We start from the raw sequence: 26311 nt of genomic DNA, 5'->3' as shown, positions 1-26311 counted from the left end.
CCGCGGCGGAGCCGCATATGTGTACAGCCCCGCGCCCCTACGGGGCGAGGATCACGCTCCGCGTCAGCCCTCGCGGCGCATCCGGCGACAAGCCGCGCCGCTCCGCCACCGCCACCGCGAGCCGGTGGACGCGGACCAGGTCCGCCATCGGGTCCCCGGCGCCGGTGATCAGGAGTGCCCCCGTGCCCGCGACGTCCTCCGCCAGACCCTCCGGCATCGGGCCGAAGGCCCACACCACGCGCCCCGGACGGGCGACGGCGATCGGGCCGTGGCGGTACTCCATCGCCGGGTACGCCTCCGTCCACGCCCCCGCCGCCTCCCGCATCTTCAGTGCCGCCTCCTGCGCCAGGCCGTACGTCCAGCCCGCCCCCAGGAACGTCCACTGCTCGGCCTCCACGGCCGCCGCCGGCAGCGGCGCCCTCAGCGCCGCCTCCGCGTCGGCCGCGGCGGCGGTCACGTCGTCCCCGGGGCCGAGGCCCGCGCGCAGGTATGCCAGGGCCGTCGTCGCGAAGCGGGTCTGGACGACGGACTGCTCGTCCGCCCAGTCCAGCACCACCGCCTCGTCCGCGGCATCACGCACCGGCGTCGCCGCGTCCGCCGTGATCGCCACGGTGGGTATCCGGCCGCGTACCGCGTCCAGGACGCGCAGCACCTCCGTCGTCGTCCCGGAGCGGGTGATTGCGACAACTCGGTCGTACCGCCGCCCGGCCGGGAACTCCGACGACGGGAACGCGTCCGTCTCGCCCCGTCCGGAGGACTCCCGCAGGGCCGCGTACGCCTGTGCCATGAACCACGAAGTGCCGCACCCGGTCACGGCGATCCGTTCGCCGGGATCCGGTGAGAACGAGATGTGTGCCGCGGCCCTGCGCCAGCAGGCCGGCTGTGTCGCCAGCTCAACGGCCGTACGGGAAACGGGAGTAGAGGACATCGGCGTCATGTGCTGCTCCTCCTTGCGAGGTGCGATCGGGGTGCGATCCGGGTGCGATCTTCGCGGAAGGGCGATACCGAAGCGAGACCCCGTCGAGCTAGACCGTAAGGTGGCGCGCGGGAGAGACTCGCGGTCTCCATCGAACACACACCATCCACACAAAGGTGGGAAGCAGTAGTGCAGCGGCGGCGGTTCTTGGGTCTGACGGCGGCGGGTGCCGCCACTGCGGCGTTGGCGCCCGCGCTGACGGCGTGCGGCAGCTCGGGTCCCGGCGGGAGCAAACACCTCAAGCTCGTCGCAGCGGACTACGGCGACAAAAAGGACAACAGCTCCAAGAAATACTGGGATTCCCTCGCTCGCGACTACGAGTCGAAGAACAAGGGCATCAAGATCGACGTCGAGGTCTACAGCTGGACCGAGGTCGACAAGAAGGTCGCCGACATGGTCGCGGCCGGCAAGGCGCCCGACATCGCGCAGATCGGCGCCTACGCCGACTTCGCCGCCGCGGGCAAGCTCTACCCGGCCGACCAGCTGCTCTCCATACCCACCCAGGCGGACTTCATCTCCTCGATCGCCGCCGCGGGCGAGGTGCACCGGGTGCAGTACGGCCTGCCGTTCGTCGCCAGTACCCGCCTGCTCTTCTTCAACAAGAAGCTCTTCGCCAAGGCCGGCGTCACCAAGGCCCCCGAGAGCTGGGACGAGCTGCAGGCCGCCGCGATCAAGCTCAAGGCCGCGGGCGTGAAGATCCCCTACGGTCTGCCCCTCGGTCCCGAGGAGGCCCCGGCCGAGACCATGATGTGGATGCTCGCGGGCGGCGGCGGTTACACCGACAAGAACGGCGCCTACACGATCGACTCCGCCGAGAACGTCAAGGCGTTCGAGTGGGTGCGCGACGAGCTCGTCGGCAAGGACCTCGTCGGCCCCAACGACCCCGGGCGCACCAACCGCCAGGACGTCTTCGACGCCTTCGGGGCCGGCGACGTCGGCATGCTCAACGGCCACCCCACGCTGATCCAGCAGGCCAAGGCCAAGGGCCTCGACTTCGACATGACGCCGCTGCCCGGCATCAAGGGCAAGGCCCGCTCCACCATGGGCGTCGCCGACTGGATGATGGCGTTCAAGCAGAACAACAACCGCGACAGCATCGGCCCCTTCCTCGACTTCGTCTACTCGCGCGACAACGTGCTGTCCTTCACCGGCCAGTACAACCTGCTGCCGGTGACCACCGCCGCGTCCGGTGCGATGCACGACGACCGCGCGCACGGCGAGCTCTGGCCGTTCCTGGACCAGCTCCAGGACGCCTCGTTCTACCCCGCCGACAAGGTCTCCTGGGCCAAGGTGAGCGTGGCGATCAAGGAGAAGATCGGCGCGGTCGTCCGCAAGGGCGGCGACCCGGCCTCGGTCCTGTCCGAGATCCAGCGGCTGGCCGACGCCACGGAGAACGCGGACGGCTAGGGCACTACGGTGGACACCGTGGACGACGCGCACGAGCTCTCCGAGCAGGACCGGGCCGTGCTCGCCATCGAGCGGGCGGCCTGGTCCGGCCCGGGCGCCAAGGAGCGTGCCGTGCGGGAGCGGCTGGGGATCACCCCGGCCCGCTACTACCAGCTGGTCAACGCCCTCATCGACGATCCGCGGGCGCTCGCGCACGACCCCGTGACCGTCAACCGGCTGCGCCGGCTGCGGGACGCGCGGCGCGAACGGCGCTGATCCGGTGATCCGGCTGATCCGTACGGGGCGCGGCAACCGCACTCCCCGGCGGCGGGCGCACCGGTAGGGTCGCCGTATGGGCAGCCATCCCCTCCCGGAACCCGTGACGTCCGCCGGCCGCGACGGCCTGGCCGCACTGCTGGCACGGCCCGAACGGGCAGTCGTCGCGCTCGACTTCGACGGCACGCTCGCACCGATCGTGCCCGACCCCGAACAGGCCCGCGCCCACCCCGGAGCCGTGCCGGCCCTCGCCCGGCTCGCCCCGCACCTGGGCTCGGTCGCCGTGGTCACCGGCCGCCCGGCCGGCGTCGCCGTCCGCTACGGCGGGTTCGCCGGCGTCCCCGGCCTGGAGCGCCTCGTCGTCCTCGGCCACTACGGCGCCGAGCGCTGGGACGCCGTCACCGGCACCGTCCACGCACCCGCCCCGCACCCCGGCGTCGCGGCCGTCCAGGCCGAGCTCCCCGGCGTGCTCGACCGGTCCGGCGCCTGGCGCGGCACCTGGATCGAGACGGCGCACATCGAGAACAAGGGCGGCCGCGCCGTCGCCGTCCACACCCGCCGCGCCCCCGACCCCCAGGCCGCCTTCGAGGCGCTGCGCGCCCCGCTCGCCGAACTCGCCGAGCGGCACGGCCTGATCGTCGAACCGGGCCGCCTGGTGCTGGAACTGCGCCCGCCCGGCATGGACAAGGGCGTCGCCCTCGCCGACTACGTCCGCGAGACGGGCGCCGGATCCGTGCTCTACGCCGGGGACGACCTCGGCGACCTCGCCGCCTTCGGAGCCGTCGAGAAGCTGCGGACGGAAGGGGTGCCGGGGACGCTGGTGTGCAGCGGGAGCGGTGAGGTGACGGAACTCGCCGGGCGCGCCGACCTGGTGGTCGACGGGCCCGGCGGGGTCGTGGAGCTGCTCGCCGCGCTCGCGGAGCGGCTGGGGGCCTGACCGGTCAGTCGACCAGTCGGTCAGTCGTCGTCCGCGTCCTTGGTCTCCTTCACGCCCTTCGCGGGCGCCTTGCCGCTGTCCTTGATGCCGAGGGTGTTCAGCGCCGTCGTCCAGTCGTGCGCTATGGCCTGCTGGGCCTTGACCAGGTCCGTCTTGCCCGAGCAGATCGCGGTCTTGAGCTTGGTCTCGACCACGTCCTTGGGGTTGTTCGGGCCGGCGCCGTCCTTGTGCCCGGGGGAGGGCGGCTCGACCCACAGGTTGCGCGGGTCGTTGGGGTCGCCGCCGAGCTGGAGGCTGATGAGGTGATCGTACTCGGCGTCGCGGGGCGAGCCCTTGTAGCCGTACGACTCGGCGTTGGCGGTCTTCTCCTTGTTGGTGACGCCCACCGGCGGACGGATCGTCGCGGTGTAACCGCTCTTGCAGATCGTGTCCTTGAGCGTGGCCTGGGTGACCTTGGGATTGGTCGCACCCGGGGTGCACTTGGGGTCGGGAAGAGGCTGTTTGTCCGCCGTGTACTGGTAATGGCAGGTACCGGGGGCGGGTTGCTTCTGGGCGGTGTACGAGGACTGCGGACCGGCGCCGACAGGGATCGCGGCGGTACTGCCGCCGCCGCTGGAGGCGGCGGGGGCGGAGGGTGAGCTCTTGGCGTCCGACTTCTTGGAGTCGGAGGACGAACAGCCGGTCGCCGTGACGGCGATCAGGGCTGCGGTGGCCGCGGCAAGTGCGGCCCAGCGTGGGGCGATTGACATGCGGCCATGTCTACCCTGGCCCCTGCGGGGGGCATACAGGGGGTTCGTGTGCGCGGGCGTGCACCCGGGGTGCGGGGAGGGCGCGGTTCTTCGGGTGCGGGTCCGCTGTGGTTGCTCGCGCAGTTCCTCCCCCAGCTACCGCTGGGGGTACCCCCAGCGCCCCTTACGGGGCGCCCCGGCCCGCAGTCAGCAACGCTCCAGCGCCCGCAGTTGGTCGAGGAACCACCGCGCCGGCGGCAACGCCGTGGCCGCCGCCGCGAGTCGCTTCGTGCGCTCCGCGCGCTCGGCCGTGTCCATCAGCAGGGCCTCGTGCAGGGCCTGCGCCGTCGACTCCACGTCGTACGGGTTCACCAGCAGCGCCTCGTCGCCCAACTCGGCCGCGGCGCCCGCCTCCCGCGAGAGGACCAGGGCGCAGCCGTGTTCCGAGACCACCGGGACCTCCTTCGCGACCAGGTTCATGCCGTCGCGGATGGGGTTCACCAGGGCCACGTCCGCCAGGCGGTACGCGGCCAGCGAGCGGGCGAAGTCGTCCTTCACATGGAGGGCCACCGGCTGCCAGTCCTCCCTGCCGAAGGCCGAGTTGATCTCGCGCGCGATGCGTTCGACCTCGGCCGTGTAGTCGCGGTAGACCGCCAGGTCCTGGCGGGAGGGGTAGGCGAAGGCGATGTGCACCACCCGGCCGCGCCACTGCGGGCGTTCCTCCAGGAGGCGGCGGTAGGCGCGCAGGCCGCGGACGATGTTCTTGGACAGTTCCGTGCGGTCGACGCGCACGATCGTCTTGCGGCCGGGGCCGATCTGCGCGCGCAGGGCCGCCATCCGCTCCTCGACGTCGGGGCGGTGCGCACGCTCGCGCAGGAAGTCCGCGTCCGCGCCCAGGCCGTGCACCCCGAGCCGGGTCGTACGCCCCTCGAAGCGCACCGCCGTGGCCCGGCCCTCCTCCGCCCCGAGCACCTCCGCGCCGAGCACGGCCGCGCAGCACGCGGCGAAGGCCTCGGCCCAGCGGTGGGTGAGGAAGCCCGCGCGGTCACCGCCGAGGATGCCGCGCAGGACCTGCTCGGCCACGTCGTCCGGAAGCAGCCGGTAGTAGTCCGGCGGAGCCCACGGCGTGTGCGAGAAGTGGCCGATGCGCAGGTCGGGGCGCCGCTCGCGGAGCATCCCGGGGACCAGGGCCAGGTGGTAGTCCTGGACGAGCACACAGGCCCCCTCCGCCGCCTCCTCGGCCAGGGCATCGGCGAACGTCGCGTTGTACGTCTCGTAGGCCGCCCACTGGGAGCGGAACTCCAGGTCGAAGACGGGCTCCAGCGGCGTCTGGTAGAGCAGGTGGTGGACGAACCACAGCACCGAATTGGCCACGCCGTTGTACGCGGCGGCGAAGGTGCCCGGCGGGATGTCCAGCATCCGCACCGGATGGCCCCCGGTGTCGCCCGGATCCAGTCTTCGGCCTGCTCGGCGCACCGCCTCCCGGTCGCCCTCGCCGAGCGCCGCGCACACCCAGACGGCCCCGCCCTCGCCGCCGCCCTGCTGCCCGATCGCGCTCAGGCCCGAGACGAGGCCGCCGCCGCCCCGGCCCGCGGCCAGCGAGCCGTCCGCCCGGAGCGCGTAGGAGACCGGGCCGCGGTTGGAGGCGACCACCACCTGCGCGCGCGGCATGTGCATGTGCATGTGCTCAGCGACCATGACCGCAGCCTTGCCGTCCGGTGAACCGCTCAAACGTACGCCCTACGCGGCCCGCCGCTGCACGTACTCCGGTATCCCGGCCATCGGAGGCCGCTCCTCCGTGTCCACCGGGTACGTCCTGGGGGCGAAGCCGTCCGGGGTGCGCTCGAACTGGGTGAGCGCGGGCCGCACCAGGTGGCCGCGGGCCAGCCGCAGCTGGGCGGTGCGGTAGATCGCGGCGGCCATCCGGCCCAGGGCCTGCTCGTCCTGGTGGCGGTGCTTGCGTACGCCCACGTCCACCTGGGCCAGCGCGTCCAGGCCCACGGTGTGCAGCGCGTCCACCAGCAGGCCGAGCTCCACGCCGTAGCCGACGGGGAAGGGCAGCCGCTCCAGCAGCGAGCGCCGCGCCGCGTACTCGCCGCCCAGCGGCTGGACGAAACCGGCCAGTTGGGGCCAGTGCAGGTTCAGCAGCGGGCGGGCCACCAGCTCCGTCACCCGGCCGCCGCGCCCGGGGGCCTCGCCCAGCGGGCGGTCGTACATCGCCTTGACGAACTGCACCTCCGGGTCCGTCAGCAGCGGGCCCACGATCCCGGACACGAACGACGCGGAGAAGTCCCGCAGATCGGCGTCCACGAAGCAGACCACGTCCCCGCCCGTGACGAGCAGCGACCGCCACAGCACCTCGCCCTTGCCGGGCAGCGCGGGCAGCCGCGGCAGCACCGCGTCCCGGTGCACCACCCGGGCCCCGGCCGCCGCCGCCACCTCGCCGGTGCGGTCCGTGGAGCCCGAGTCGAGCACCACCAGCTCGTCGACCAGCGGCACCGCCTCCGTCATCAGCCCCTCGCGGATCGCCGTGACGATGGCGCCGACCGTCGCCTCCTCGTTCAGCGCCGGCAGCACCACGCTGACCGTGGTCCCGGCCTCGCGTTTGGCGGCGAGCAGCTGGTCGAGCGGACGGTCTGCTGCGGTCCAGGAGCGGCGGTCCAGCCAGCGCTCCACCTCTTCCAGCACGTGTACGACTCCCTGTGTGTCCGGTGTGTTGCGGGTCCGATGTGATGCATCTCGCGGTGCGGACGGCCCTCTCACGGCCGCGCCCCTTCCGTTACAGTCTTGAACAACGCGGACGGCCGTCGCATGTCGGGGTCGTCACGCGTACAAATGCCTGGGCCTCGCCCAGCGCCATACCGCTCATCCAGAGGGGCAGAGGGACACGGCCCGTTGAAGCCCCGGCAACCCTCCAGCCGGTCTCGCGTTACGCAGCGAGGCTCCCGGCGGGGAAGGTGCCAATTCCGTCTCGTGGCGAGGTTCGCCGCGAGGAAGATGAGGAGAAAGGGCCTCGCCTCCATGGCTGTGCAAGCCGTTGAAAGTGCTATCACCCGTCCGGTGTTCGGTCCCGCCGTCGCGCTGTCCTGCCGCGAGTGCGGCGAGCGCGTCCCGCTCGGTCCCGTCTTCGCCTGTGCGGTGTGCTTCGGTCCGCTCGAAGTCGCCTACGACTTCGACCTGCCCGCCGGTGACCCCGAGGCGCTGCGCCGGCGGATCGAGGCCGGTCCGCCGAACATCTGGCGCTACGCCCCGCTGCTCCCCGTACCCGCGGACGTGGCGGACAGCCCGAACCTCAACCCCGGCTTCACCAAGCTCGTCCGGGCGGACAACCTCGCCCGCGAACTCGGCGTCACCGGTGGGCTGTACGTCAAGGACGACTCCGGCAACCCGACCCACTCCTTCAAGGACCGCGTCGTCGCCATCGCCGTCGAGGCGGCGCGTGCGTTCGGCTTCACGACGCTCTCGTGCTCGTCCACCGGCAACCTGGCCGGCGCGGTGGGCGCCGCGGCGGCCCGCGCGGGCTTCCGCTCCTGCGTGTTCATCCCGCACGACCTGGAGGCCGGCAAGGTCGTCATGGCCGCGGTCTACGGCGGCGACCTGGTCGGCATCGAGGGCACCTACGACGACGTGAACCGCTTCTGCTCCGAGCTGATCGGCGACCCGCTCGGCGAGGGCTGGGGCTTCGTCAACGTCAATCTGCGCCCGTACTACGGGGAGGGCTCCAAGACCCTCGCGTACGAGATCTGCGAGCAGTTGGGCTGGCGGATCCCGGACCAGATCGTGGTGCCGGTCGCCTCCGGCTCGCAGCTCACGAAGATCGACAAGGGGCTGAAGGAGCTCATCGCCCTCGGGCTCGTCGAGGACCGGCCCTACCGGATCTTCGGCGCGCAGGCGGCCGGGTGCTCACCGGTCTCCCAGGCGTTCAAGGGCGGCCACGACGTGGTGCGGCCGGTGAAGCCGGACACGATCGCGAAGTCCCTCGCGATCGGGAACCCGGCGGACGGGCCGTATGTGCTGGACATCGCCCGGCGGACGGGCGGGGCGGTCGAGGACGTCACGGACGCGGAAGTGGTGGACGCCATCCGGCTGTTGGCGCGGACGGAGGGGATCTTCGCCGAGACGGCGGGCGGGGTGACGGTCGGGGTCACCCGGAAGCTGGTCGAGCACGGGGTGCTCGATCCCTCGCTGACGACGGTCGTCCTGAACACGGGGGACGGGCTGAAGACGCTGGATGCGGTGGCGGCCGGTCCGACGGCCGTGATCCGGCCGAGCCTGGACGCGTTCCGCGCGGCCGGCCTCTGAGGGCCACCCACCCGACCAACCCCTACCGAAAGGTGAACCCATGTCCGTCACCGTCCGCATCCCCACCATCCTGCGCACCTACACCTCCGGCCAGGCCGAGGTGCAGGCCGCCGGGGCCACGCTCGCCGAGGTCATCGCGGACCTCGAAGCGCGGCACAGCGGGATCGCCGCCCGCGTGCTCGACGACAGCGGCCGGCTGCGCCGGTTCGTCAACGTCTACGTCAACGACGACGACGTCCGTTTCGAGCAGGGGCTCGAAACGCCCACCCCGGACGGCTCCGCCGTCTCCGTGATTCCCGCCGTTGCGGGGGGCTGACCTTTACACAGGGTTGCTGAACAATGCCCCGGAATCGCTCCGCCCGTAAAACGGACGGGGCGATTCCGTCTGTTGAAGCGCGATACAGTTGGGGCGTTCCCCCTCCGGTGTCACTGCCGAACGCATATGAGAACCCGTCAAGTTGTGCACGAAACGCGTGCACGAATTGTCGGGTTGGTTGGGTTATGCCCGGTCCGGCTTGCCCGATAATCCCCGCGATTCGGCGCTTATTTCCGATCGGCCGCGCCCGGAATTCTCGTCCGAGTGACCTGTTGCAGACGGCATCCGTGCAGATACATTCAGCCGCGGTCGACGCGTTCCGGCGCACACCCCCACCTGTCAGGGGGTGAGGTCTGACCCGGGTCCGCGAAGTGCGGTCCTGTGCAAGGGCCAGTAATAGGGGAGTTAGGCATGGCTCAGGGCACCGTCAAGTGGTTCAACGCGGAGAAGGGGTACGGCTTCATCGCGGTCGACGGTGGTGCGGATGTATTCGTCCACTACAGCGCGATCCAGATGGACGGCTACCGCACCCTCGAGGAGGGTCAGCGGGTCGAGTTCGAGATCTCGCAGGGCCAGAAGGGTCCGCAGGCGGACATGGTCAAGGTGACGGCCTGACGGTCGCGCGTCGGTCACCCGGCTCAATCGGCTTGCCGAGGGGCCCGCACTCCCAGGAGTGCGGGCCCCTCGTGCATGTGCGCTCGTCCGCGTGGGTAGCGCTCTACACGCTTGCGCCCACCCGTCGCCCGACCACCACCCCTCATCGACACCCCTTCGGGGCGACCTTGCACTCTCAGGGGTCGAGTGCTAATCATTGGGCTAGCACTCTCCGGGTGAGAGTGACAGATTTGGACCGTCGGTGAGGTCCGCGGGCCAAGCGGGGCAAGGAACCGCGAGGCGCGCAGGCCGTCCGTCGCGGGCGCCTACGCGGTCCGGAGCAATCCACCCCGTCCTGGGAGGACCACTTCACATGGCCAAGATCATCGCGTTCGACGAGGAGGCACGGCGCGGTCTCGAGCGCGGGATGAACCAGCTCGCCGACGCCGTCAAGGTCACCCTCGGCCCCAAGGGCCGCAACGTCGTCCTCGAGAAGAAGTGGGGCGCCCCCACGATCACCAACGACGGTGTCTCCATCGCCAAGGAGATCGAGCTCGAGGACCCGTACGAGAAGATCGGCGCCGAGCTGGTCAAGGAGGTCGCGAAGAAGACGGACGACGTCGCCGGTGACGGCACGACGACCGCGACCGTCCTCGCCCAGGCGCTGGTCCGCGAGGGTCTGCGCAACGTCGCCGCCGGTGCCAACCCGATGGCCCTGAAGCGCGGCATCGAGAAGGCCGTCGAGGCCGTCTCCGGTGCGCTGCTCGACCAGGCCAAGGAGGTGGAGACCAAGGAGCAGATCGCCTCCACCGCCTCCATCTCGGCCGCCGACACGCAGATCGGCGAGCTCATCGCCGAGGCCATGGACAAGGTCGGCAAGGAAGGCGTCATCACCGTCGAGGAGTCGCAGACCTTCGGTCTGGAGCTCGAGCTCACCGAGGGCATGCGCTTCGACAAGGGCTACATCTCGGCGTACTTCGCCACCGACATGGAGCGTATGGAGGCCTCCCTCGAGGACCCGTACATCCTGATCGTCAACTCGAAGATCTCCTCGGTCAAGGACCTGCTCCCGCTGCTGGAGAAGGTCATGCAGTCGGGCAAGCCGCTGCTGATCATCGCCGAGGACGTCGAGGGCGAGGCCCTGTCGACCCTGGTCGTCAACAAGATCCGCGGCACCTTCAAGTCCGTCGCCGTCAAGGCCCCGGGCTTCGGCGACCGCCGCAAGGCCATGCTCGGCGACATCGCCATCCTCACGGGCGGCACGGTCATCTCCGAGGAGGTCGGCCTCAAGCTGGAGAACGCCGGTCTCGACCTGCTCGGCCGCGCCCGCAAGGTCGTCATCACCAAGGACGAGACGACCATCGTCGACGGTGCCGGTGACAGCGACCAGGTCCAGGGCCGCGTCAACCAGATCCGCGCCGAGATCGAGAACAGCGACTCCGACTACGACCGCGAGAAGCTGCAGGAGCGTCTGGCGAAGCTGGCCGGCGGCGTGGCCGTCATCAAGGCCGGTGCCGCCACCGAGGTGGAGCTCAAGGAGCGCAAGCACCGCATCGAGGACGCCGTCCGCAACGCGAAGGCCGCCGTCGAGGAGGGCATCGTCGCCGGTGGTGGCGTGGCCCTGCTGCAGGCCTCCTCGGTCTTCGAGAAGCTGGACCTGGAGGGCGACGAGGCCACCGGTGCCAACGCCGTCAAGCTGGCCCTGGAGGCCCCGCTGAAGCAGATCGCCGTCAACGGTGGTCTCGAGGGCGGCGTCGTCGTGGAGAAGGTGCGCAACCTGGCAGTCGGCCACGGTCTGAACGCCGCGACCGGCGAGTACGTCGACATGATCGCCGAGGGCATCATCGACCCGGCCAAGGTCACCCGCTCCGCGCTGCAGAACGCCGCCTCCATCGCGGCGCTGTTCCTCACCACCGAGGCCGTCATCGCCGACAAGCCGGAGAAGGCCGCTGCGGCCGCTCCGGGCGGCATGCCCGGCGGTGACATGGACTTCTGATCCCGAAGGGATCACTTGTCCTGAACGCTGTACGCCGAAGGCGGCACTTCCTGCGAAGGGGGTGCCGCCTTCGGCGTGTTGAGCTCCGCCAGTGCCTCCCGGCTCAGCCCGAAGACATATGTGGCCGCGAAGCCCGTCGCGTACCCCACCAGCAGCCCCGCGCCGTAGACCGCGGCCGCCTCCGCCGGGCCGTGGCTGCCCTTCAGGAGAGGGAAGAGGGCCCAGCCGGACGGGCCGATGGCCGTGGCGCCGACCGTGCTGCCCAACTGGCCGAGCAGGCCCACGAAGCCGCCGCCGAACGCGCCGCCCACGCAGGCCGTGACGAACGGGCGGCCCAGCGGCAGCGACACCCCGTAGATCAGCGGCTCCCCGATGCCCACGAGCCCCGCCGGCAGCGCCGATCTGATGGTGCTGCGCACCCGGCCGTTGCGCGCCAGCCGGACGTAGAGCGCGAGCGCCGCCCCGACCTGGCCCGCGCCCGCCATGGCGAGGAGGGGCAGCAGGAGCGTCGAACCCTGCTCGGCGATCAGCGTGGTGTGCACCGGGATCAGCGCCTGGTGCAGGCCCAGCATCACCAGCGGCAGGAACAGCCCGCCCAGCACGAAGCCGGCCGCGGCGCCGCCGTCGGCCAGCAGGACGTGCGTGAACCGCCCGGTCGCGGCGGAGACTTGACCGGCCGCGTACATCAGCCCGTAGAGGGTCACCAGCCCGGGCAGCAGGACCGTGAGCGCCGGGGTGAGCAGCACGTCCAGCGCCGCGGGCAGCACCCTGCGGCACGCCTTCTCCACCTGCACCGCCAGCAGCGCCGCGCCGAGGGCGCCCAGGACCCCGCCCTGGCCGGGCGTGAGCGTCAGGCCGAAGGCGTGCACGTGTGTCACGCCCGGGTGGACGACGACGGCCGCCACCGCGCCGCCCAGCACGGGGGTGCCGCCGAACTCCCGTGCCGTGCCGTGTCCGACGAAGACCGCGAGCAGGGCCATGAAGCCGCCCGCGACGGCCGACAGGGCCGGTACGAGCGAGGTCAGCAGGTGCAGGTCGGCGAGCACCCCGGCCAGGCCGGCGACCAGGCCGCAGCCGATGAGGGCGGGGACGAGGGGGATGAAGATCTGGCCGATGCGGCGGAGGAAGCGCTTGAACGGCGTGGCGTTGCGGGCCTGTTGAGCTGCCTTGAGGGAGGCGCCACGGGCGGCGAGCGGGTCCAGCAGCCGTTGCAGTTCCGCGGCGACGCGGGTCACGGTGCCGGGACCCAGGACGATCTGGAGCGCGTCGGCGTCCTGGACGAGGCCCAATACGCCGGGAAGGGTGCGCAGTTCGGTGGTCCGCACACTGTCGCGGTCGTACACCTCGACCCGCAGGCGGGTCATGCAAGCGGCAACAGAGCGGATGTTGCCGGGCCCGCCGAGAAGGGGGAGGAGGTCGGTGGCGTCCATGTCAGCCCCGGGCCGCGTCCAGGGCCGCGCGCAGGTGCCCGTCCGACTCCCGCAGCAGCCGGGCCGCCGTGGGGCCGTCGACCCCGCCGAGGAGGACGAGGACCGCGTTCTTCACCTCGCCGTCCGTCGCCTCCAGGGCCTGCTCGATCTCCGCGTCCGCGGCGCCCGTTGCGAGGGCGACGATGCGGCGCGAGCGGGCGTGCAGCTTCTCGTTCGAGGCGCGGACGTCGACCATCAGGTTTCCGTAGGTCTTGCCGAGGCGGATCATGGTGATGGTCGAGAGCATGTTGAGGACGAGCTTCTGTGCCGTGCCGGCCTTCAACCGGGTGGAGCCGGTGAGGAGTTCGGGTCCGACGACGACCTCGATGGGGTGCTCGGAGGCGGCGCCCAGGGCGGAACGGGCGTTGCAGGAGAGCCCGATGGTGAGTGCGCCGGCGGCGCGGGCGTGTTCGACGGCGCCGACCGCATAGGGCGTGCGGCCGGAGGCGGAGATGCCGACGACGGTGTCGTCGGCCCCGATGCCGAGCCGGTCCAGATCACCGGCCGCCAGCTCGCGGCTGTCCTCCGCGCCTTCGACGGCCGTCACGAGGGCGTCCGGTCCGCCCGCGATCAGGCCGACCACGCGGGCCGGCTCGGTGTTGAAGGTGGGCGGGCACTCGCTGGCGTCCAGCACCCCCAGCCGGCCCGCGGTGCCGGCGCCGGCGTAGACGAGCCGTCCGCCGCGGGCCATCCGGGCGGCGGTCGCGTCGATGGCGGCGGCGATCTCCGGGAGCCGTTCGGCGACGGCGGCCGCGACGCGGGCGTCCTCGCCGTTCATGATCTTCGCGATGGCGTCGGTCGGCAGCCGGTCGATCTCCGCGAGATCGGGACGGAACGCCTCGGTCGTGAGCGAGGCCAGCTGGGCGCGCAGGGCGGCGGAAGCGGCGGGCGACGTCATGGTGAGGAGGCTCTTTTCCTGGGGGGTTCCTGACAGGGGTTCCGATGGTCAGCGGGGGGAGTGGCGGTGGGCCAGGGCTTCGTACGAGGCGGACAGGGCCGGCGCCGCGGCGTCGTACGTGCGCTGGGCGACGCCGATGAACAGGCAGTCCACCACGAGGAGCTGGCTGGTGCGGCTCGACATGGCCGCGGGGCGCAGCTCGCTCTCCCGTGCGGAGGACGTGGTGAGCACATGATCGGCGTACTGGGCGATCTCGCCCTGCGGGCGGCCGGTGACGGCGACGGTGGTGGCGCCGTTCTCGAAGGCGACCCGCAGCGGTTCGATGACGTCGGTGGTCCGGCCCGAGTGGGTGATCGCGACGGCCACGTCGCCGGAGCGCAGCTGCACGGCGTTGGTGACGGCCAGATGAGGATCCGCCGGGGCATGCGCGATCAGCCCGATGCGCAGCAGCTTCTGCACGAGGTCCTGGCCGACGAGGTTGGAGGCGCCGATCCCGTAGACGTCGATGCGGCGGGCGGCCGCGAGGGCGGCCACCGCGGATTCCAGCTGGGCGGTGTCGAGGCCGGCCGCGGTGTCGGCCAGGCACCGGCTCTCCTCCTGGGCGAGCTTGGCGACGACGCTCGCCAGCGGGTCGTCCACGGCGATGTCGGCGGTGACGGCCGGGGCGCGGCCCGCGGCCTGTTCGGCGGCCAGCGCCGCGAGGGCGAGCCGCAGGTCCCGGTAGCCGGGGTAGCCGAGCAGCCGGGCGGTGCGCACGACGGTGGCCTCGCTGGTGCCGGTGCGCTCGGCCAGTCCGGTGACGGTGAGGGCGGCGGATCCCGCGGGATCGGCGGCCAGCACCTCCGCCACGCGCTGCATGGAACGGGTCATGGAAGGAACCAAAGTGCGCACCTTGGCCGCGAGGGCACCGGGTGAGGGAGGAGGCGGGGCAGTTTCCTTCACATTCCTGTCCACTTTTTGAAAGCTATTTTCGGGTCGGCGCGCAGTCAACCCTCCTGCTCCCGGACAATGGCCTCATGGAGCTCGAACAGGCACTGCACGCGGCGCGGGCGCTCGTCCTCGCGGACCTGGCGGCGGGGGACGTGGCCGAGGCGGACGTCGTCTCGCTCGTCGAGGACGCGGTGGCGCAGCGCCGCTGGTGGGTGGAGCAGTGGCCGGAGGGCGCGGAGTTCCTCGTGGGGCTCGTCGCGCAGGACGTCCAGGACGCGCTGCTGGACCGGTACGGCCGGTGGCCGCTGTGCCCGGTGTGCACGGAGTCGGGCGACCTGCACGCGCTGGAGGTCGAACCCGAACTCGGCCCGGACCCGCACTGGGCCTGCACCAAGCAGGCAGTACTCGTGGCACCCGTCGGGTCGCTGAGCTCAGTGCGGCGATAGTGCTCTACATCGACCCGCCCAACTGGCCGGGCCACGGCCGGATGTGGTCCCACCTGGTGAGCGACGTGAGCTTCGAGGAACTGCACGCGTTCGCGGCACGCCTGGGGATGCCGTCGAAGGCGTTCGACGGCGACCACTACGACGTGCCGGAGGGCACGTACGCGGCGGCGGTGCGGCTGGGCGCGGTCGAGGTGAGCAGCAAGGAACTGGTGAGCAGGATGACGGGGGCGGGCCTGAGGCGCCGCAAACGCCCGCTCACAGGGTGAGCAGTTCGAGCTCCCCGCGGAGGTTGTGCCGGGCGGTCCGCTCCCACCGCTCGTGCCCGAGCGGGGTACGGAAGAGCCGGGGGAGATCCAGCAACTCCCGCAGCACCCCGGCCCGCCCTTCCCGGAAGTCCGCCTCCGGCACGAACCCGTACTCCTGCCGGATCTCGGCGGCGTAGGCGGCGTAGACGACCGGCGGCCCGCCCAGCACGGCCAGATCCGCGTCGCACAGCACTTCGCCGTTGCGGTCGCCGGGCTCGGGGTTGTGCGTGAAGGTGAGCCGCACGAGACGCGCGACTTCCTCCGTGACGGCGTTGCCGATGCCGAGCTCGGGCAGTGCCCGCTCGGCGAGATGGGCGCTGCGCTCCTCGTTCTCCGAGCGGTCGGGCCGGTAGACGGCGTCGTGGAACCAGGCGGCGAGCCGGACGACGTCGATGTCGTCGGCGTACGAAGCGAGATCATCGAGGCGATCGAGAACCGCGGCCAGATGCGTGACCGTGTGATAGCGCCGCTGAGGCTCGCTCCACCGGGCAAGGAGATCGTCGGCGTAGGGCCCGGGATCGGGCCCGGGCTCGCCCCGGACACGACTCACGGTCCGAATCCACTGATCACGCAGCTCGCCGCTCATGGGCCAATTGTGGGCCATGGGGGGAGGCCCGCTACCGGCGGAGGCGCCGGATGTGGCAGGCTGGACACATGTCTAGACCAATTCTTGAGGTGATCGCGCTCGACGCCGAGGACGCGGTGGCGGCGCAGGCCGGCGGGGCGGACCGCCTCGAACTGGTCACCGACATGGCAGCGGACGGCCTGACCCCGACCCCGGCCACGTTCGCGGCCGTGCGGGACGCGGTGGACATCCCGGTCCGGGTGATGCTCCGCGCGACGGACGGCTTCGCGGCGGGAGGCGCCAAAGCGCTGGAGACACTCTGCGCGGACGCACGCGCCCTCAGCGCCGAGGGCGCGGAGGAGTTCGTCCTGGGCTTCCTCACGGACGACGGCCGGGCGGACCTGGCGGCGGTGGCGGCCCTGGTGGACGCGATCGGCCCCGAGTCCCGCTGGACGTTCCACCGGGCGATCGACCGGGCCGCGGACCGCGATGCGCTGCGCAAGCAGCTGGCCGACCAGCCGGGACTCGACACGTACCTGACCGCCGGGTCGGCGTCCGGCGTGGACGACGGGCTCACGACGCTCGTCGCGGAGGCGGCACGCGGGGACGAACCGGGGTACGAACCGCGGATCATGGCCGGGGGAGGCCTCAAGCTGAAGCACGTACCCGCGCTGAAGGCGGCGGGGATCGCCGCCTTCCACATCGGCAGCGCGGCACGCCCCGCCGGGTGGGCTTCGCCCGTCGACGCGGGGGCGGTGCGCGTCTGGCGCGAGGCGGTTTCCGGCTGACCGCCGGGGGATGCACGTCGGGTGCGGGCTCGGCGTGGCCGGTCGCGCAGTTCCTCCCCCAGCTACCGCTGGGGGTACCCCCAGCGCCCCTTCGGGGCGCGATCACGAACCGGACCGCCCCCGACCCAGCGCCGCCGGCAACGGTTCCGCGTGCAGCACGGTCAACCCGGAGACGGCTCGCGTCAGAGCCACGTACAGCCGCCGCAACCCGGTCCGCTCATCCGGCTCGCCGGCCACCACCGCCGCCGGCTCGTCCAGCACCACGTAGTCGTACTCCAGACCCTTGGCCAACGACGCCGGCACCAGCGTCAACCGAGCCTCCGCACTGGTCTCCTCACCAGGCGCGAGGTACGCCAGCCCCGCCCCGTCCAGCGCAGCCGCCAGCCCCGGCACCCGCGCGTCGGCAGCGATCAGCCCGACCGACCCCTCCCGCCGCAGCGCCGCCCCGCACGCCGCCACCACCGCCGCGTCCAGCTCCGCCGCCGGAACCTCCCGCACCGCGAAGTCCCCGGCGGCCTCCCGCACCGACGTGGCCTCCGCCAGCCCCGGCGCGATCGACGGCAGCAGCCGCGACGCGTACGCGATGACCTCCCGCGGCACACGGAACCCCTGCGTCAACTCCTCGACAACAGCGTCGGGCTTCCCCAGATGCACCAACGCCTCGGCCCAACCGGGCGTGGCCCACGGCGTCGTCCCCTGCGCAATGTCCCCCAGCACCGTCGCCGACCCGGTCGTGCAGCGCCGCCCGACCGCCCGGTACTGCATGGGCGAGAGGTCCTGCGCTTCATCGAGCACCACGTGCCCGAGCGACGGCGTCCGCGTCACAAGATCGGCGGCCTCGTCGACCAACACCGCATCGGCGGCAGACCACTTGGCGCTCTTGACGCTCCGCCCCGGCTTGGCCCACAGGAGGACCGCCTGCTCCTCCTTCGTCAGCACCCCCTCCGCATGCTCCGCAAGGAACGCCGCATCGGACAGCAGCCGCAGCACCAGCTTCGCCGGGTCGACAACCGGCCACAGCGTCTTCACCGCCGCCTTCACCGCCGCGTTCCGCGCGACCGCGTCCTGCACGCGGTCGTCCGGCGCCTCGCCCGCAGCCTCCATCCTCACCAGCACCGCATGGGCGATCCGCTGCGGCAGCGCCTCCCGCGCGGCCCCGTACCGGATGTCGCGCCCGAGCAGCTCGCGCACGATCTCCTCGACCTCGTGGGCGGGCACCCGCCACCGCCGGGACCCGCGCACGACGACGACGGGCTCGACGGGCATCGTGACCCCGGCCCGCACGGCGCGCCGCAGCACCTCGGCCATGCGTGCGTCGCCCTTGATGCGAGCGGCTTCGGCGGAGTCGGTGCCCCGCACGTCGACGCGCCCCCCGACCAGATCGTCGACAGTGGCCTGCCCCACATTCAACTCGCCGAGAGCGGGCAGCACTTGCTCGATGTACCGCAGGAACGACCGGTTGGGCCCGACGACCAGCGTCCCGGTCCGCGCGAGCCGCTCACGGTGGGCGTACAGCAGGTAGGCGACCCGGTGCAGTCCCACGGCCGTCTTCCCGGTGCCGGGCGCGCCCTGCACGCACACGGTGCCGCCGATTTCGGCGCGCACGATCTCGTCCTGCTCGGGCTGGATGGTGGCGACGATGTCCCGCATGGGCCCGACGCGCGGCCTCTCGATCTCGTCCTGGAGCAGCTTGCTCGCGGTGCCGGCCCCGGCCCCCGCCGCGTCCGTGAGGTCCTCGTCCTCGTAGGCGGTCAACTCGCCGCCGGTGTAGCCGAAGCGGCGCCGGAGGCGCACGTCCATCGGCTCCTTCTTCGAGGCGCGGTAGAACGGCTGGGAGACGGGGGCGCGCCAGTCGATGACCATGGGGTCGCCGTCGGCGTCGTGCACGTGCCGCCGCCCGATGTAGAACTGCTCGCCCTCGGCACCCTCGGCGCGGTCCGCACCCGGGGCGTGCAGATAGTCGAGCCGGCCGAAGAAGAGCGGGGTGTGGGCGAGGTCGGCGAGGGCGGTGATGCGGTCCTCGATCTGGCGCTCCAGGACGGCGGCGTTGACCCAGTTCGCGGTGACGTCCTTGATGTCGAGCGCCTCGACGTCGGCCCGCATGGCGCGCAACGCGGCGCGGGACGAGGCGAGATGGGCCCGCTCGCGCTCCAGAGGATCGACGGGACCGACGGAGTGCGGTGCGGACACGGCGAAGCCTCCAGGCGTGCGGCATGCGACAGGGGAAGGGGGAGATTTTAGTGAACGCCCCATACGGGCGCGAACGAATTTCGAACCGAACCCCGGAGCCCCTCAGGGGCGCCCTCCACCTCCCGTAGGGGGCGCGATGGGCCTGGAGTAGTACGGTCGCGCGCACGGCTTTACACCGGCAGGCCGATGTGAGCGGGCGGCCGGGCCGGGACCATGGAAGACATGACCACCGCATCCATGACCCCGGCCCCGAGCGCCCCGTCGGCGCTCTCCACCGCTCTCCGCGTGATCAAGGCGTTCGCGGGCGCGACCGTGGACGTCGTGGTCCTCGGCCAGTACGCGGACAAGCGCCGCGCCTGAGCCGGGACCGAGTCCGCCCCCGGACTCAGACGGCCTCCTCGTCCGCCCCCTCCAAACCCTCCGCGAGCAGCGCATCCGCATCCACGATCCGGTACGCGTACCCCTGCTCGGCGAGGAACCGCTGCCGATGGGCGGCGAAGTCCTGGTCGACGGTGTCGCGGGCGACGACGGAGTAGAAGCGGGCCTCGTGCCCGTCCGCCTTCGGCCGCAGGACGCGGCCCAGCCGCTGCGCCTCCTCCTGGCGGGAGCCGAACGTCCCCGAGACCTGGATGGCGACCGTCGCCTCGGGCAGGTCGATGGAGAAGTTGGCGACCTTGGAGACGACGAGCACGCTCAACTCGCCTTCCCGGAAGGCGTCGAAGAGCTTCTCGCGCTGGGCGTTGCTGGTCTCGCCCTTGATCACGGGCGCGCCCAGATGCTCGCCCAGCTCGTCGAGCTGGTCGATGTACTGGCCGATGACCAGGGTCTGCTCACCGCGGTGCCGGCGCACGAGCGCCTCGGTGACCTTGCGCTTGGTGGCGGTGGTGGCGCAGAAGCGGTACTTCTCCTCGGTCTCGGCGGTCGCGTACGCGAGCCGCTCCGAGTCCGTCAGATTGACCCGTACCTCGACACAGTCGGCGGGAGCGATGTACCCCTGCGCCTCGATCTCCTTCCACGGCGCGTCGAACCGCTTGGGCCCGATGAGCGAGAAGACATCCGACTCCCGCCCGTCCTCCCGCACGAGCGTCGCGGTGAGCCCGAGCCGCCGCCGGGCCTGCAGGTCGGCGGTGAACTTGAAGACCGGCGCGGGCAGCAGGTGCACCTCGTCGTAGACGACGAGCCCCCAGTCGCGGGAGTCGAACAGCTCCAGGTGGGGATAGATCCCCTTCCGCTTGGTGGTCAGCACCTGATACGTCGCGATGGTGACCGGGCGGATCTCCTTCCGCGTCCCGCTGTACTCGCCGATCTCGTCCTCGGTCAGCGACGTCCGCTTCACGAGCTCGTGCTTCCACTGCCGCGCGGAGACGGTGTTGGTGACCAGGATCAGCGTGGTGGCCTTCGCCTCGGCCATGGCGCCGGCGCCGACGAGCGTCTTTCCCGCACCGCACGGCAGCACGACCACACCCGACCCGCCGTGCCAGAACCCGTCGACGGCCTGCCGCTGGTAGGGGCGCAGCGCCCACCCGTCCTCGCGCAGCTCGATGGGGTGCGCCTCGCCGTCCACGTACCCGGCGAGATCCTCGGCGGGCCAGCCCAGCTTGAGCAGCGACTGCTTGATCTGGCCGCGCTCGGAGGGGTGCACGGCGACGGTGTCGGGGTCGATGCGGGCGCCCACGAGCGGCTGGATCTTCTTCGACCGGAGGATCTCCTCCAGCACCGGCCGGTCGCTCGTCTCCAGGACCAGCCCGTGCACGGGGTGCTTGAGCAGCCGCAGCCGCCCGTACCGGGCCATGGTCTCGGCGATGTCGACGAGCAGCGCGTGCGGCACGGGATAGCGGGAGTGGGTGACGAGCGCGTCGACGACCTGCTCGGCGTCGTGCCCGGCGGCCCGGGCGTTCCACAGGCCGAGCGGGGTGATCCGGTAGGTGTGGATGTGCTCGGGGGCACGCTCCAGCTCCGCGAAGGAGGCGATGGCCCGCCGGCAGGCCTCGGCCTGCTCGTGGTCGACCTCCAACAGGAGCGTCTTGTCGCTCTGGACGATCAGTGGACCGTTCACGTACGTACATCCCTTCCGCGCGGGCCCAAACCTCAAGTGTGCCGCACCCCGGCGCCCCGACGGGGCGCGAGATTCCCTACGCGTGGTCGTCCGCCAACTCGGCCACGCCGGTGATCCGGTGCAGCGGATACGTCCGCACCTCGTCCGCCGTGTGGTCGTACGCCGTGACGAAGCCGCCCTCCACCCGGACCGGGGCGATGACGCGCTGGCTGGCGGCGCCCTCGGCGTTGACGTAGCCGATCCAGACGGCGGCGCCGGTGAGGACGGCCGCCTGCATGGTGGCCAGGGTTTCGGCGGAGGTGGTGCGGGGGAGGCCGCCGTCCGCGGGGGCGGGGGCGGCGATCGGTTTGCGTTCGGCCGTGGCCGCCATGTCGCCGGCGCGGATGGCGCGGACGGCGGCGCCGAGGAGGGTCTCGTCGGGGACCGGCGGACCTTCGGGCACGGGGGCGGGGGCGGTGCGCGGCGGGGTGCGGTGGATGTCGGCGCGGGCGATGAGCACGTCGCCCTCGGCGGACTCGGCCGCGGGCGCGTAGCCCATGGCGCGCAGGCCCTCCAGCAGGGCGTCGGGCGCGGCCTGGGAGGCCAGCACGGTGGGGGCGAGGCGGCGCAGGCGCAGCGGTGCGGAGCGGCGGTCGGCCAGGAGTTCGGCGAGGACGGCCTCGTCGTCGCAGCGCAGGTACGAGGAGGCGGCGCCGACGCGGAGCCGGCCGTGCCGGCGGGCCACGTCCTCGACGAGGTAGGCGAGGGGCTGCGGCACGGGGGTGCGCGAGTGTTCCTGCAGGAAGGCGAGGACGTCCCCGGCGGTCCGGCCCGCGTCCAGGGCGCGGCGCACCGAATCCGGCGTGAAGCGGTAGACGGTGGCGCCGCCCTTGGACTCGACGTCGGCGAGGACGCCCAGCATCTGGGCGAGGGGCCGCCGGAGCGGGCCGGGGGCGACGGCCGTCAGGTCGGCCTGGAGGAGGACGTGGTCCAGGGGCTCGGGCAGCAGCGGTGCGAGCAGGTTCGCGGCCGTCGCCTCAGAGCCGTCCAGCAGCGCGCGGCCGTGGGCGGAGAGGGCGCCGCGGCCGGTGACGCCGAGCAGTTCGGCCTCGTCCAGGGTCCACTGGGCCAGCCGGGCGCGCAGGTCGTCGGTGGCGGTGCGCGGCGGGCGTTCCCACTGCAGCCGGGCGAGGAGGGCGTCGGGGGAGACGGACGCCCCGGCGGGCAGCGAGGCGAGCAGCTCCAGCACGCGGCGGCGCACCTCGGGGGCGGGTGAGCGGTCGAGGTCCGGGCCGAGGGCGGCGAGGGTGCGGCCCTTGGCGTCCTTGTCGCCGACGAGGCCGGGGGTGCGGGTGGCTGCGAGCCAGGCGCCGGCCAGGTGCGCCCAGCGGTGCTCGGCGGGCAGGGCGAGCCAGTCGTCGGAGGCGGGGGTGGGGGCGTAGCGCTCGTCGACGTCGCCGTCGGAGGCGAGCAGCCCGGCGGCGTGGGCGAGTTCGGTCCAGAAGGCGGCCGCGGTCTCCGTGGTGTCCAGGGCGGCGGCGGTGCGCTTGAGGTCCCGTACGCTCAGGCCGCCCGCGCGCAGGACGAGGGGGCTGTCGGTCTCCCAGGTCTGGAGCAGCTCCTCGACGGTGGCCAGGGCGGTGAACGCCTGCCCGGCGGCGGTGGCGTCGGCGAGCTGTTCCGCGTGCGCGGTGACGGGTTCCAGCGCGGGGGCGGCGGGTTCGGGGTTTCGGTGGGCGCGGCCGGCGCGCAGGTGCAGGGCGGCCTCGCGGGGGAGGACGACGCTGCCGGGTGCGGTCGGCAGCAGCAGCCCGCGGTCGAGCAGCCAGCGCAGATGCGGGGCGGGCTCGGCGGTGACGGTGCCGTAGGGCGGCCCCCACAGCAGCTTGCCGAGGACGGCACGGGCCTCCTCGGGTGCCGTGGCGAGCAGCTCCGCCATGCGGGTGCGGTCCTCGAACAGGGCGGTCAGGGCGGTGACGGCGGTCACCGGATCGTGGGTGGCCGGCAGCCCCGCGGCGGCGATGATCTGCTGCAGCCTGCCGGGGGACATCCCGGCGGTGGCCTCCGCGACGGTGGGGCCGAGGCCGGTGGGCGAGGGGCGCGCGGCGCTGGGCGCGAGCAGTTCGCGGACGGTGCGCACGAGGCGCAGCCGGTCCTCGCCGCCCCAGACGAGGGCCTGGTCGCGCAGGGCGGCGACGGCGCGGGGGAGGGCCTCGGCGATGCGGGGGTCCTCCGGCAGTCCCCCGGAGCCTGAACGGCCTGGGATGTGCCCCCATCCGGTCATCAGCCCGGCCAGGACCGGGTACGGGCACGGGTCCGGGGCCACCGCGAGCGCCTCGGCGACCTGCAGCGTGAAGCGGTCCAGCCGGTCCAGGGCGCGGACCACCGAGGCCCGGGTGGCGGCGCGGGTGGCGAGCTGGGTGAGGTCGCCGGGCACCGGGTTCAGCAGGTCGGGCCGGGCGCTCAGGAGGGCGGCCAGGGCGTCGTCGGGACGGGTGCGCAGTTCCTCGGCGAGGGTGCGCGGGGCGCCGGTCTCCCGCGAAGTGGTCATTCTGCTTACGGTACCGGGTCGCCGCGGCTCCGTTCGGGTGCCCGGCGCAACGGCTCCGCCGGGAGGGGTGCGCGGTGTCCGTTCCCGGTCCGGGGGCGGGAGGGAGACGGTACCGTCGGTCGGGTGGGGATCGAGAGTGATCAGCTTGTGTACGACTACCTGAGCAGGGTCGGGGACCTGGCGCAGCGGCAGTCGCTCACCTCCGGCGAACGGATGCGGCTGGTCACCCGGCTGCGCACCGAGATCGAGCAGCGCAGAGCGGTGGAGGGCGCGGAGACGCCGGCCGCCGTGCAGCGGATCCTCGACGGGCTGGGGACTCCGTCGGAGGCGGTCGCCGGGGCGGCGGGCCGGCCGGGGGAGCCGGCCGGGAAGGTGCCGGCGCAGCGGACGCCGCCGGGGGCGGCGCGGCCGCCGCACCTGGCGACGGAGGAGGAACTGGGCACGGGCGGCAGCCCGGACTGGTGGCGGGTGGAGCCGGGGCCGTTCACGGCCGGGGACGCGGTGCACGGCTTCGTCGGCGGGATCGAGATCCCGGACATGCTCAAGCCGCCGGGTGCGCCGGGGACGCCCGCGCAGGTGCCGGCACAGCGCGTGCAGCCCGCGCAGCAGGATCCGGAGGGTGCGGTTCCGGGCCAGGAGGACGCCGTCGAGGCCGACGAGCCCCCGGCCCGCGGCCTCGCCCGCCTGCGCCGCCGCCGGGGCCCCGGCCCCGGCGGGACGGTGCCGATGAGCCCGCTGCTGGTGCTGGTCGCGGTGCTGCTCGTCACCGGCGCGGTGCTGGGGAACCTGCTGGTGCTGGCCGCGGGCTGGGCGCTGGCGTATGTGACGCGCCGGCTGACCCAGGCCGAGTCGAAGTGGGCGGTCATGGGGGTGCCGGGGCTGGTGGTGGCGGGGGGCGTCGTGTGGCTGTGGGGCCGCATGGACGGGCGCTGGGGAGAACCGATACCGCAGGGGGCGATGGCGGGTGCCCTGTCGGCGACGTGGCCCGTGGTGGTGCGGGTGGCGGCGGTGGCCTCGGCCGCGTTCGTCCTGTGGCGGGCGAGGCGGCCGGGATGACAGAGGCGGCCGGGACGACAGGGCCGGCAGGGACGGCAGCACAATGTGGGGCATGAACCCGAAACCGGAATCCCCGCAGCCCCAAACCCCGCAGCCGGAAGCCCCGTTCACCGTCGGCTTCGACCTGGACCTCACCCTGGTCGACTCCCGCCCCGGCATCCGGGCCACGTACGAGGCCCTGGCCGCGGCCACCGGCCGGCCCATCGATGTCGACCTGGTCGTCAGCCGGATCGGCCCGCCGCTGACCTGGGAGCTGGCCAACTGGTTCCCCGCGGACGAGGTGCCGAAGGCCGAGGAGATCTACCTCGGTTCGTACCCCGCCCACGGCATCGAGCCCTCGGCCGCGCTGCCGGGTGCCCGCGAATCCGTCGCCGCCGTGCAGGAGCTGGGCGGGCGGGCGATCGTCGTCACGGCCAAGTACGCGACCAACGCCCGGCTGCACCTGGAGCACCTGGGCATCCGGCCCGACGAACTGTGCGCCGGCCTCTGGGCGGAGGGCAAGGCGACCGCCCTGCGCGAGCACGGGGCGGGCGTCTACGTGGGCGACCACGTCGGCGACGTGCGCGGTGCGCGGGCGGCCGGTGCGCTGTCGGTGGCGGTGGCCACCGGACCGTGCACCGCGGCCGAACTGCGCGCGGAGGGCGCGGACGTGGTCCTCCCGGACCTCACGGGCTTCCCCGCCTGGCTGCGCCGCTACCGGGCGGCGGGCGCCGTCCCCGACGCGGCCTCGCGGGCCTGACGCCGCTGTTCGGCCACCGAGCGCAGCACCCCGGCCCCGGCGATCAGGAAGCCGACGCCCATCAGCATGCACACGAAGTACGCGACGGGCGGCAGCGGATCGGCACCGAGAAACAGCGGGGCCACCGTGGCCAGGGTGGCCACTGCGCCCACCAGGAACACGACGGCACCGGTGCGTACCAGCAGATCCCCGGCTCGGGGCGTTTCGTTGCTCACCTGACCAGGGTAGATCCCTCACCGGTGGGGTGACGGCCGGATGGACGGGGACGGGAGCGGACGCGCAGAGGTACGGCCCGGGGACGTCTTGTCACCGGGCGCGGGACCATTAGCCTTGGGGTGGCGGGTCCTGCGACCCGCTGTAGTGCTATCCAGAGCTGTTTTTCTGTTGATTGCAGAAGTTTCCGTAATTCCGACGAGACACGAGGACGAGGACAGACGTGCCTACCGGCAAGGTCAAGTGGTTCAACAGCGAGAAGGGCTTCGGCTTTCTCTCCCGCGACGACGGCGGAGACGTCTTCGTCCACTCCTCGGTGCTCCCCGACGGGGTCGACGCCCTGAAGCCCGGCCAGCGCGTGGAGTTCGGCGTCGTCGCGGGCCAGCGCGGTGACCAGGCGCTGTCGGTGACCCTTCTCGACCCGACGCCCTCGGTCGCGGCCGCCCAGCGCCGCAAGCCGGACGAACTGGCCTCGATCGTCCAGGACCTGACGACCCTCCTGGAGAACGTCACGCAGCAGCTGGAGCGCGGCCGCTACCCCGACAAGGCCCACGGCTCCAAGATCGCGGGCATGCTGCGCGCCGTGGCCGACCAGCTGGACGTCTGACGGGGCCG

The 26311-nt window shown here is 72.7% G+C and carries 26 protein-coding genes and 1 riboswitch; of the genes, 14 read left to right on the top strand and 12 right to left on the bottom strand.

Going from position 1 to position 26311, the window contains the following annotated elements; all coding sequences use genetic code 11:
- Positions 1 to 37 precede the first annotated feature (37 nt).
- The gene (locus HG542_RS06320; protein WP_171079144.1) at positions 38 to 928 is read right to left on the bottom strand and encodes an SIS domain-containing protein; all 891 of its coding nucleotides are present in this window, start codon (positions 926 to 928) and stop codon (positions 38 to 40) included.
- A 177-nt stretch (positions 929 to 1105) separates the two neighbouring features.
- Between HG542_RS06320 and HG542_RS06315 the strand changes: the two genes are divergently transcribed.
- From HG542_RS06315 to otsB, 3 genes are all read left to right on the top strand, one after another.
- On the top strand, positions 1106 to 2383 hold the full coding sequence (locus tag HG542_RS06315; RefSeq protein ID WP_171079056.1) for an extracellular solute-binding protein: 1278 nt from the start codon (positions 1106 to 1108) through the stop codon (positions 2381 to 2383).
- 18 nt (positions 2384 to 2401) lie between these two features.
- On the top strand, positions 2402 to 2638 hold the full coding sequence (locus tag HG542_RS06310; RefSeq protein WP_171079055.1) for a DUF3263 domain-containing protein: 237 nt from the start codon (positions 2402 to 2404) through the stop codon (positions 2636 to 2638).
- A gap of 76 nt (positions 2639 to 2714) precedes the next feature.
- Entirely contained in the window at positions 2715 to 3575 is an 861-nt protein-coding gene (gene otsB, locus HG542_RS06305) for a trehalose-phosphatase (protein WP_171079054.1), read from the top strand.
- 20 nt (positions 3576 to 3595) lie between these two features.
- Here otsB and HG542_RS06300 read toward each other — a convergent pair whose 3' ends face one another.
- The 3 genes from HG542_RS06300 to HG542_RS06290 all read right to left on the bottom strand — a co-directional run bounded on the left by HG542_RS06300 (position 3596) and on the right by HG542_RS06290 (position 6991).
- On the bottom strand, positions 3596 to 4324 hold the full coding sequence (locus HG542_RS06300) for a hypothetical protein (RefSeq protein WP_171079053.1): 729 nt from the start codon (positions 4322 to 4324) through the stop codon (positions 3596 to 3598).
- 186 nt (positions 4325 to 4510) lie between these two features.
- On the bottom strand, positions 4511 to 6001 hold the full coding sequence (locus HG542_RS06295) for an alpha,alpha-trehalose-phosphate synthase (UDP-forming) (protein ID WP_229922545.1): 1491 nt from the start codon (positions 5999 to 6001) through the stop codon (positions 4511 to 4513).
- 42 nt (positions 6002 to 6043) lie between these two features.
- Positions 6044 to 6991 (bottom strand): glucosyl-3-phosphoglycerate synthase, encoded by a 948-nt coding sequence (locus HG542_RS06290; RefSeq protein WP_171079052.1) that lies wholly within the window; start codon positions 6989 to 6991, stop codon positions 6044 to 6046.
- 174 nt (positions 6992 to 7165) lie between these two features.
- Positions 7166 to 7307: riboswitch (SAM riboswitch) on the top strand.
- Between the two features lie 17 nt (positions 7308 to 7324).
- Here HG542_RS06290 and thrC point away from each other — a divergent pair.
- The 4 genes from thrC to groL all read left to right on the top strand — a co-directional run bounded on the left by thrC (position 7325) and on the right by groL (position 11511).
- Positions 7325 to 8605: a threonine synthase gene (gene thrC / locus HG542_RS06285; RefSeq protein ID WP_171079051.1), complete on the top strand. Its 1281-nt coding sequence runs from the start codon at positions 7325 to 7327 to the stop codon at positions 8603 to 8605.
- A 40-nt stretch (positions 8606 to 8645) separates the two neighbouring features.
- Positions 8646 to 8921 carry a MoaD/ThiS family protein gene (locus tag HG542_RS06280; RefSeq protein ID WP_171079050.1) on the top strand — a complete coding sequence of 92 codons (276 nt, stop codon included), beginning with the start codon at positions 8646 to 8648 and terminating at the stop codon, positions 8919 to 8921.
- A 411-nt stretch (positions 8922 to 9332) separates the two neighbouring features.
- On the top strand, positions 9333 to 9536 hold the full coding sequence (locus tag HG542_RS06275) for a cold-shock protein (RefSeq protein ID WP_004954158.1): 204 nt from the start codon (positions 9333 to 9335) through the stop codon (positions 9534 to 9536).
- Between the two features lie 352 nt (positions 9537 to 9888).
- Positions 9889 to 11511: a chaperonin GroEL gene (gene groL, locus HG542_RS06270; protein ID WP_171079049.1), complete on the top strand. Its 1623-nt coding sequence runs from the start codon at positions 9889 to 9891 to the stop codon at positions 11509 to 11511.
- An 11-nt stretch (positions 11512 to 11522) separates the two neighbouring features.
- On the opposite strand, the gene HG542_RS06265 is transcribed toward groL, so the two are convergent.
- Genes HG542_RS06265 through HG542_RS06255 form a run of 3 tightly spaced genes read right to left on the bottom strand, consistent with a single transcriptional unit; the run spans position 11523 to position 14832 of the window.
- A complete protein-coding gene (locus HG542_RS06265; protein ID WP_171079048.1) occupies positions 11523 to 12941 on the bottom strand; it encodes a PTS transporter subunit EIIC in 1419 nt (472 codons plus the stop codon).
- Position 12942: 1 nt separating this feature from the next.
- Entirely contained in the window at positions 12943 to 13878 is a 936-nt protein-coding gene (gene murQ / locus HG542_RS06260; RefSeq protein WP_171079047.1) for an N-acetylmuramic acid 6-phosphate etherase, read from the bottom strand.
- A gap of 48 nt (positions 13879 to 13926) precedes the next feature.
- Positions 13927 to 14832: a MurR/RpiR family transcriptional regulator gene (locus HG542_RS06255; protein ID WP_171079046.1), complete on the bottom strand. Its 906-nt coding sequence runs from the start codon at positions 14830 to 14832 to the stop codon at positions 13927 to 13929.
- Between the two features lie 62 nt (positions 14833 to 14894).
- Here HG542_RS06255 and HG542_RS06250 point away from each other — a divergent pair, with 62 nt between their 5' ends.
- Positions 14895 to 15254: a DUF8819 family protein gene (locus HG542_RS06250; protein ID WP_171079045.1), complete on the top strand. Its 360-nt coding sequence runs from the start codon at positions 14895 to 14897 to the stop codon at positions 15252 to 15254.
- Positions 15251 to 15520 carry a DUF4031 domain-containing protein gene (locus HG542_RS06245; protein ID WP_171079142.1) on the top strand — a complete coding sequence of 90 codons (270 nt, stop codon included), beginning with the start codon at positions 15251 to 15253 and terminating at the stop codon, positions 15518 to 15520. Before HG542_RS06250 ends, HG542_RS06245 begins: the two co-directional genes overlap by 4 nt.
- Here the strand turns inward: HG542_RS06245 and HG542_RS06240 are convergent.
- A complete protein-coding gene (locus tag HG542_RS06240) occupies positions 15510 to 16145 on the bottom strand; it encodes an HD domain-containing protein (protein WP_229922544.1) in 636 nt (211 codons plus the stop codon). The two genes, HG542_RS06245 and HG542_RS06240, sit on opposite strands and share 11 nt — an antisense overlap.
- 68 nt (positions 16146 to 16213) lie before the next feature.
- On the opposite strand from HG542_RS06240, the gene HG542_RS06235 reads away from it, so the two are divergent.
- Complete coding sequence (locus HG542_RS06235; RefSeq protein WP_171079043.1) at positions 16214 to 16912, top strand: copper homeostasis protein CutC; 699 nt, start codon at positions 16214 to 16216, stop codon at positions 16910 to 16912.
- Between the two features lie 102 nt (positions 16913 to 17014).
- Here HG542_RS06235 and HG542_RS06230 read toward each other — a convergent pair whose 3' ends face one another.
- Positions 17015 to 19165 (bottom strand): HelD family protein, encoded by a 2151-nt coding sequence (locus HG542_RS06230; protein ID WP_171079042.1) that lies wholly within the window; start codon positions 19163 to 19165, stop codon positions 17015 to 17017.
- Positions 19166 to 19324: 159 nt separating this feature from the next.
- Between HG542_RS06230 and HG542_RS06225 the strand changes: the two genes are divergently transcribed.
- On the top strand, positions 19325 to 19462 hold the full coding sequence (locus HG542_RS06225) for a hypothetical protein (protein ID WP_171079041.1): 138 nt from the start codon (positions 19325 to 19327) through the stop codon (positions 19460 to 19462).
- Between the two features lie 25 nt (positions 19463 to 19487).
- Here the strand turns inward: HG542_RS06225 and HG542_RS06220 are convergent, their stop codons facing one another.
- Positions 19488 to 21158 (bottom strand): DNA repair helicase XPB, encoded by a 1671-nt coding sequence (locus HG542_RS06220; protein ID WP_171079040.1) that lies wholly within the window; start codon positions 21156 to 21158, stop codon positions 19488 to 19490.
- Between the two features lie 76 nt (positions 21159 to 21234).
- The gene (locus tag HG542_RS06215) at positions 21235 to 23688 is read right to left on the bottom strand and encodes a helicase-associated domain-containing protein (RefSeq protein ID WP_171079039.1); all 2454 of its coding nucleotides are present in this window, start codon (positions 23686 to 23688) and stop codon (positions 21235 to 21237) included.
- A gap of 123 nt (positions 23689 to 23811) precedes the next feature.
- Between HG542_RS06215 and HG542_RS06210 the strand changes: the two genes are divergently transcribed.
- Positions 23812 to 24744 (top strand): cyclin family protein, encoded by a 933-nt coding sequence (locus HG542_RS06210; protein WP_171079038.1) that lies wholly within the window; start codon positions 23812 to 23814, stop codon positions 24742 to 24744.
- 52 nt (positions 24745 to 24796) lie between these two features.
- Positions 24797 to 25483: an HAD family hydrolase gene (locus HG542_RS06205; protein WP_171079037.1), complete on the top strand. Its 687-nt coding sequence runs from the start codon at positions 24797 to 24799 to the stop codon at positions 25481 to 25483.
- Here the strand turns inward: HG542_RS06205 and HG542_RS06200 are convergent.
- Positions 25438 to 25698, bottom strand: coding sequence for a hypothetical protein (locus HG542_RS06200; RefSeq protein ID WP_171079036.1), 261 nt, complete (start codon positions 25696 to 25698; stop codon positions 25438 to 25440). The two genes, HG542_RS06205 and HG542_RS06200, sit on opposite strands and share 46 nt — an antisense overlap.
- Before the next feature lie 221 nt (positions 25699 to 25919).
- On the opposite strand from HG542_RS06200, the gene HG542_RS35635 reads away from it, so the two are divergent.
- Positions 25920 to 26303, top strand: a complete 384-nt coding sequence (locus tag HG542_RS35635; RefSeq protein ID WP_171079035.1) for a cold-shock protein — start codon at positions 25920 to 25922, stop codon at positions 26301 to 26303.
- Positions 26304 to 26311: the final 8 nt, after the last annotated feature.

This window comes from Streptomyces morookaense, from assembly GCF_013030945.1.
In the GTDB taxonomy this organism is placed as follows: domain Bacteria; phylum Actinomycetota; class Actinomycetes; order Streptomycetales; family Streptomycetaceae; genus Streptomyces; species Streptomyces morookaensis.
The sequence above is the reverse complement of the archived record's forward strand: the minus strand, read 5'-3'. Positions and strand labels throughout refer to the sequence as shown.

Excerpts from the sequence above, each read along its gene's own strand:
- HG542_RS06320 (WP_171079144.1), bottom strand. The coding sequence starts at position 928 with ATGTCCTCTACTCCCGTTTCCCGTACGGCCGTTGAGCTGGCGACACAG.
- HG542_RS06250 (WP_171079045.1), top strand. The coding sequence starts at position 14,895 with ATGGAGCTCGAACAGGCACTGCACGCGGCGCGGGCGCTCGTCCTCGCG.
- HG542_RS06265 (WP_171079048.1), bottom strand. The coding sequence starts at position 12,941 with ATGGACGCCACCGACCTCCTCCCCCTTCTCGGCGGGCCCGGCAACATC.
- HG542_RS06280 (WP_171079050.1), top strand. The coding sequence starts at position 8,646 with ATGTCCGTCACCGTCCGCATCCCCACCATCCTGCGCACCTACACCTCC.
- HG542_RS06215 (WP_171079039.1), bottom strand. The coding sequence starts at position 23,688 with ATGACCACTTCGCGGGAGACCGGCGCCCCGCGCACCCTCGCCGAGGAA.
- groL (WP_171079049.1), top strand. The coding sequence starts at position 9,889 with ATGGCCAAGATCATCGCGTTCGACGAGGAGGCACGGCGCGGTCTCGAG.
- HG542_RS06205 (WP_171079037.1), top strand. The coding sequence starts at position 24,797 with ATGAACCCGAAACCGGAATCCCCGCAGCCCCAAACCCCGCAGCCGGAA.
- HG542_RS06235 (WP_171079043.1), top strand. The coding sequence starts at position 16,214 with ATGTCTAGACCAATTCTTGAGGTGATCGCGCTCGACGCCGAGGACGCG.
- HG542_RS06300 (WP_171079053.1), bottom strand. The coding sequence starts at position 4,324 with ATGTCAATCGCCCCACGCTGGGCCGCACTTGCCGCGGCCACCGCAGCC.
- thrC (WP_171079051.1), top strand. The coding sequence starts at position 7,325 with ATGGCTGTGCAAGCCGTTGAAAGTGCTATCACCCGTCCGGTGTTCGGT.
- murQ (WP_171079047.1), bottom strand. The coding sequence starts at position 13,878 with ATGACGTCGCCCGCCGCTTCCGCCGCCCTGCGCGCCCAGCTGGCCTCG.
- HG542_RS06225 (WP_171079041.1), top strand. The coding sequence starts at position 19,325 with ATGACCACCGCATCCATGACCCCGGCCCCGAGCGCCCCGTCGGCGCTC.
- otsB (WP_171079054.1), top strand. The coding sequence starts at position 2,715 with ATGGGCAGCCATCCCCTCCCGGAACCCGTGACGTCCGCCGGCCGCGAC.
- HG542_RS06230 (WP_171079042.1), bottom strand. The coding sequence starts at position 19,165 with ATGGGGCGTTCACTAAAATCTCCCCCTTCCCCTGTCGCATGCCGCACG.
- HG542_RS06275 (WP_004954158.1), top strand. The coding sequence starts at position 9,333 with ATGGCTCAGGGCACCGTCAAGTGGTTCAACGCGGAGAAGGGGTACGGC.
- HG542_RS06295 (WP_229922545.1), bottom strand. The coding sequence starts at position 6,001 with ATGGTCGCTGAGCACATGCACATGCACATGCCGCGCGCGCAGGTGGTG.
- HG542_RS06240 (WP_229922544.1), bottom strand. The coding sequence starts at position 16,145 with ATGAGCGGCGAGCTGCGTGATCAGTGGATTCGGACCGTGAGTCGTGTC.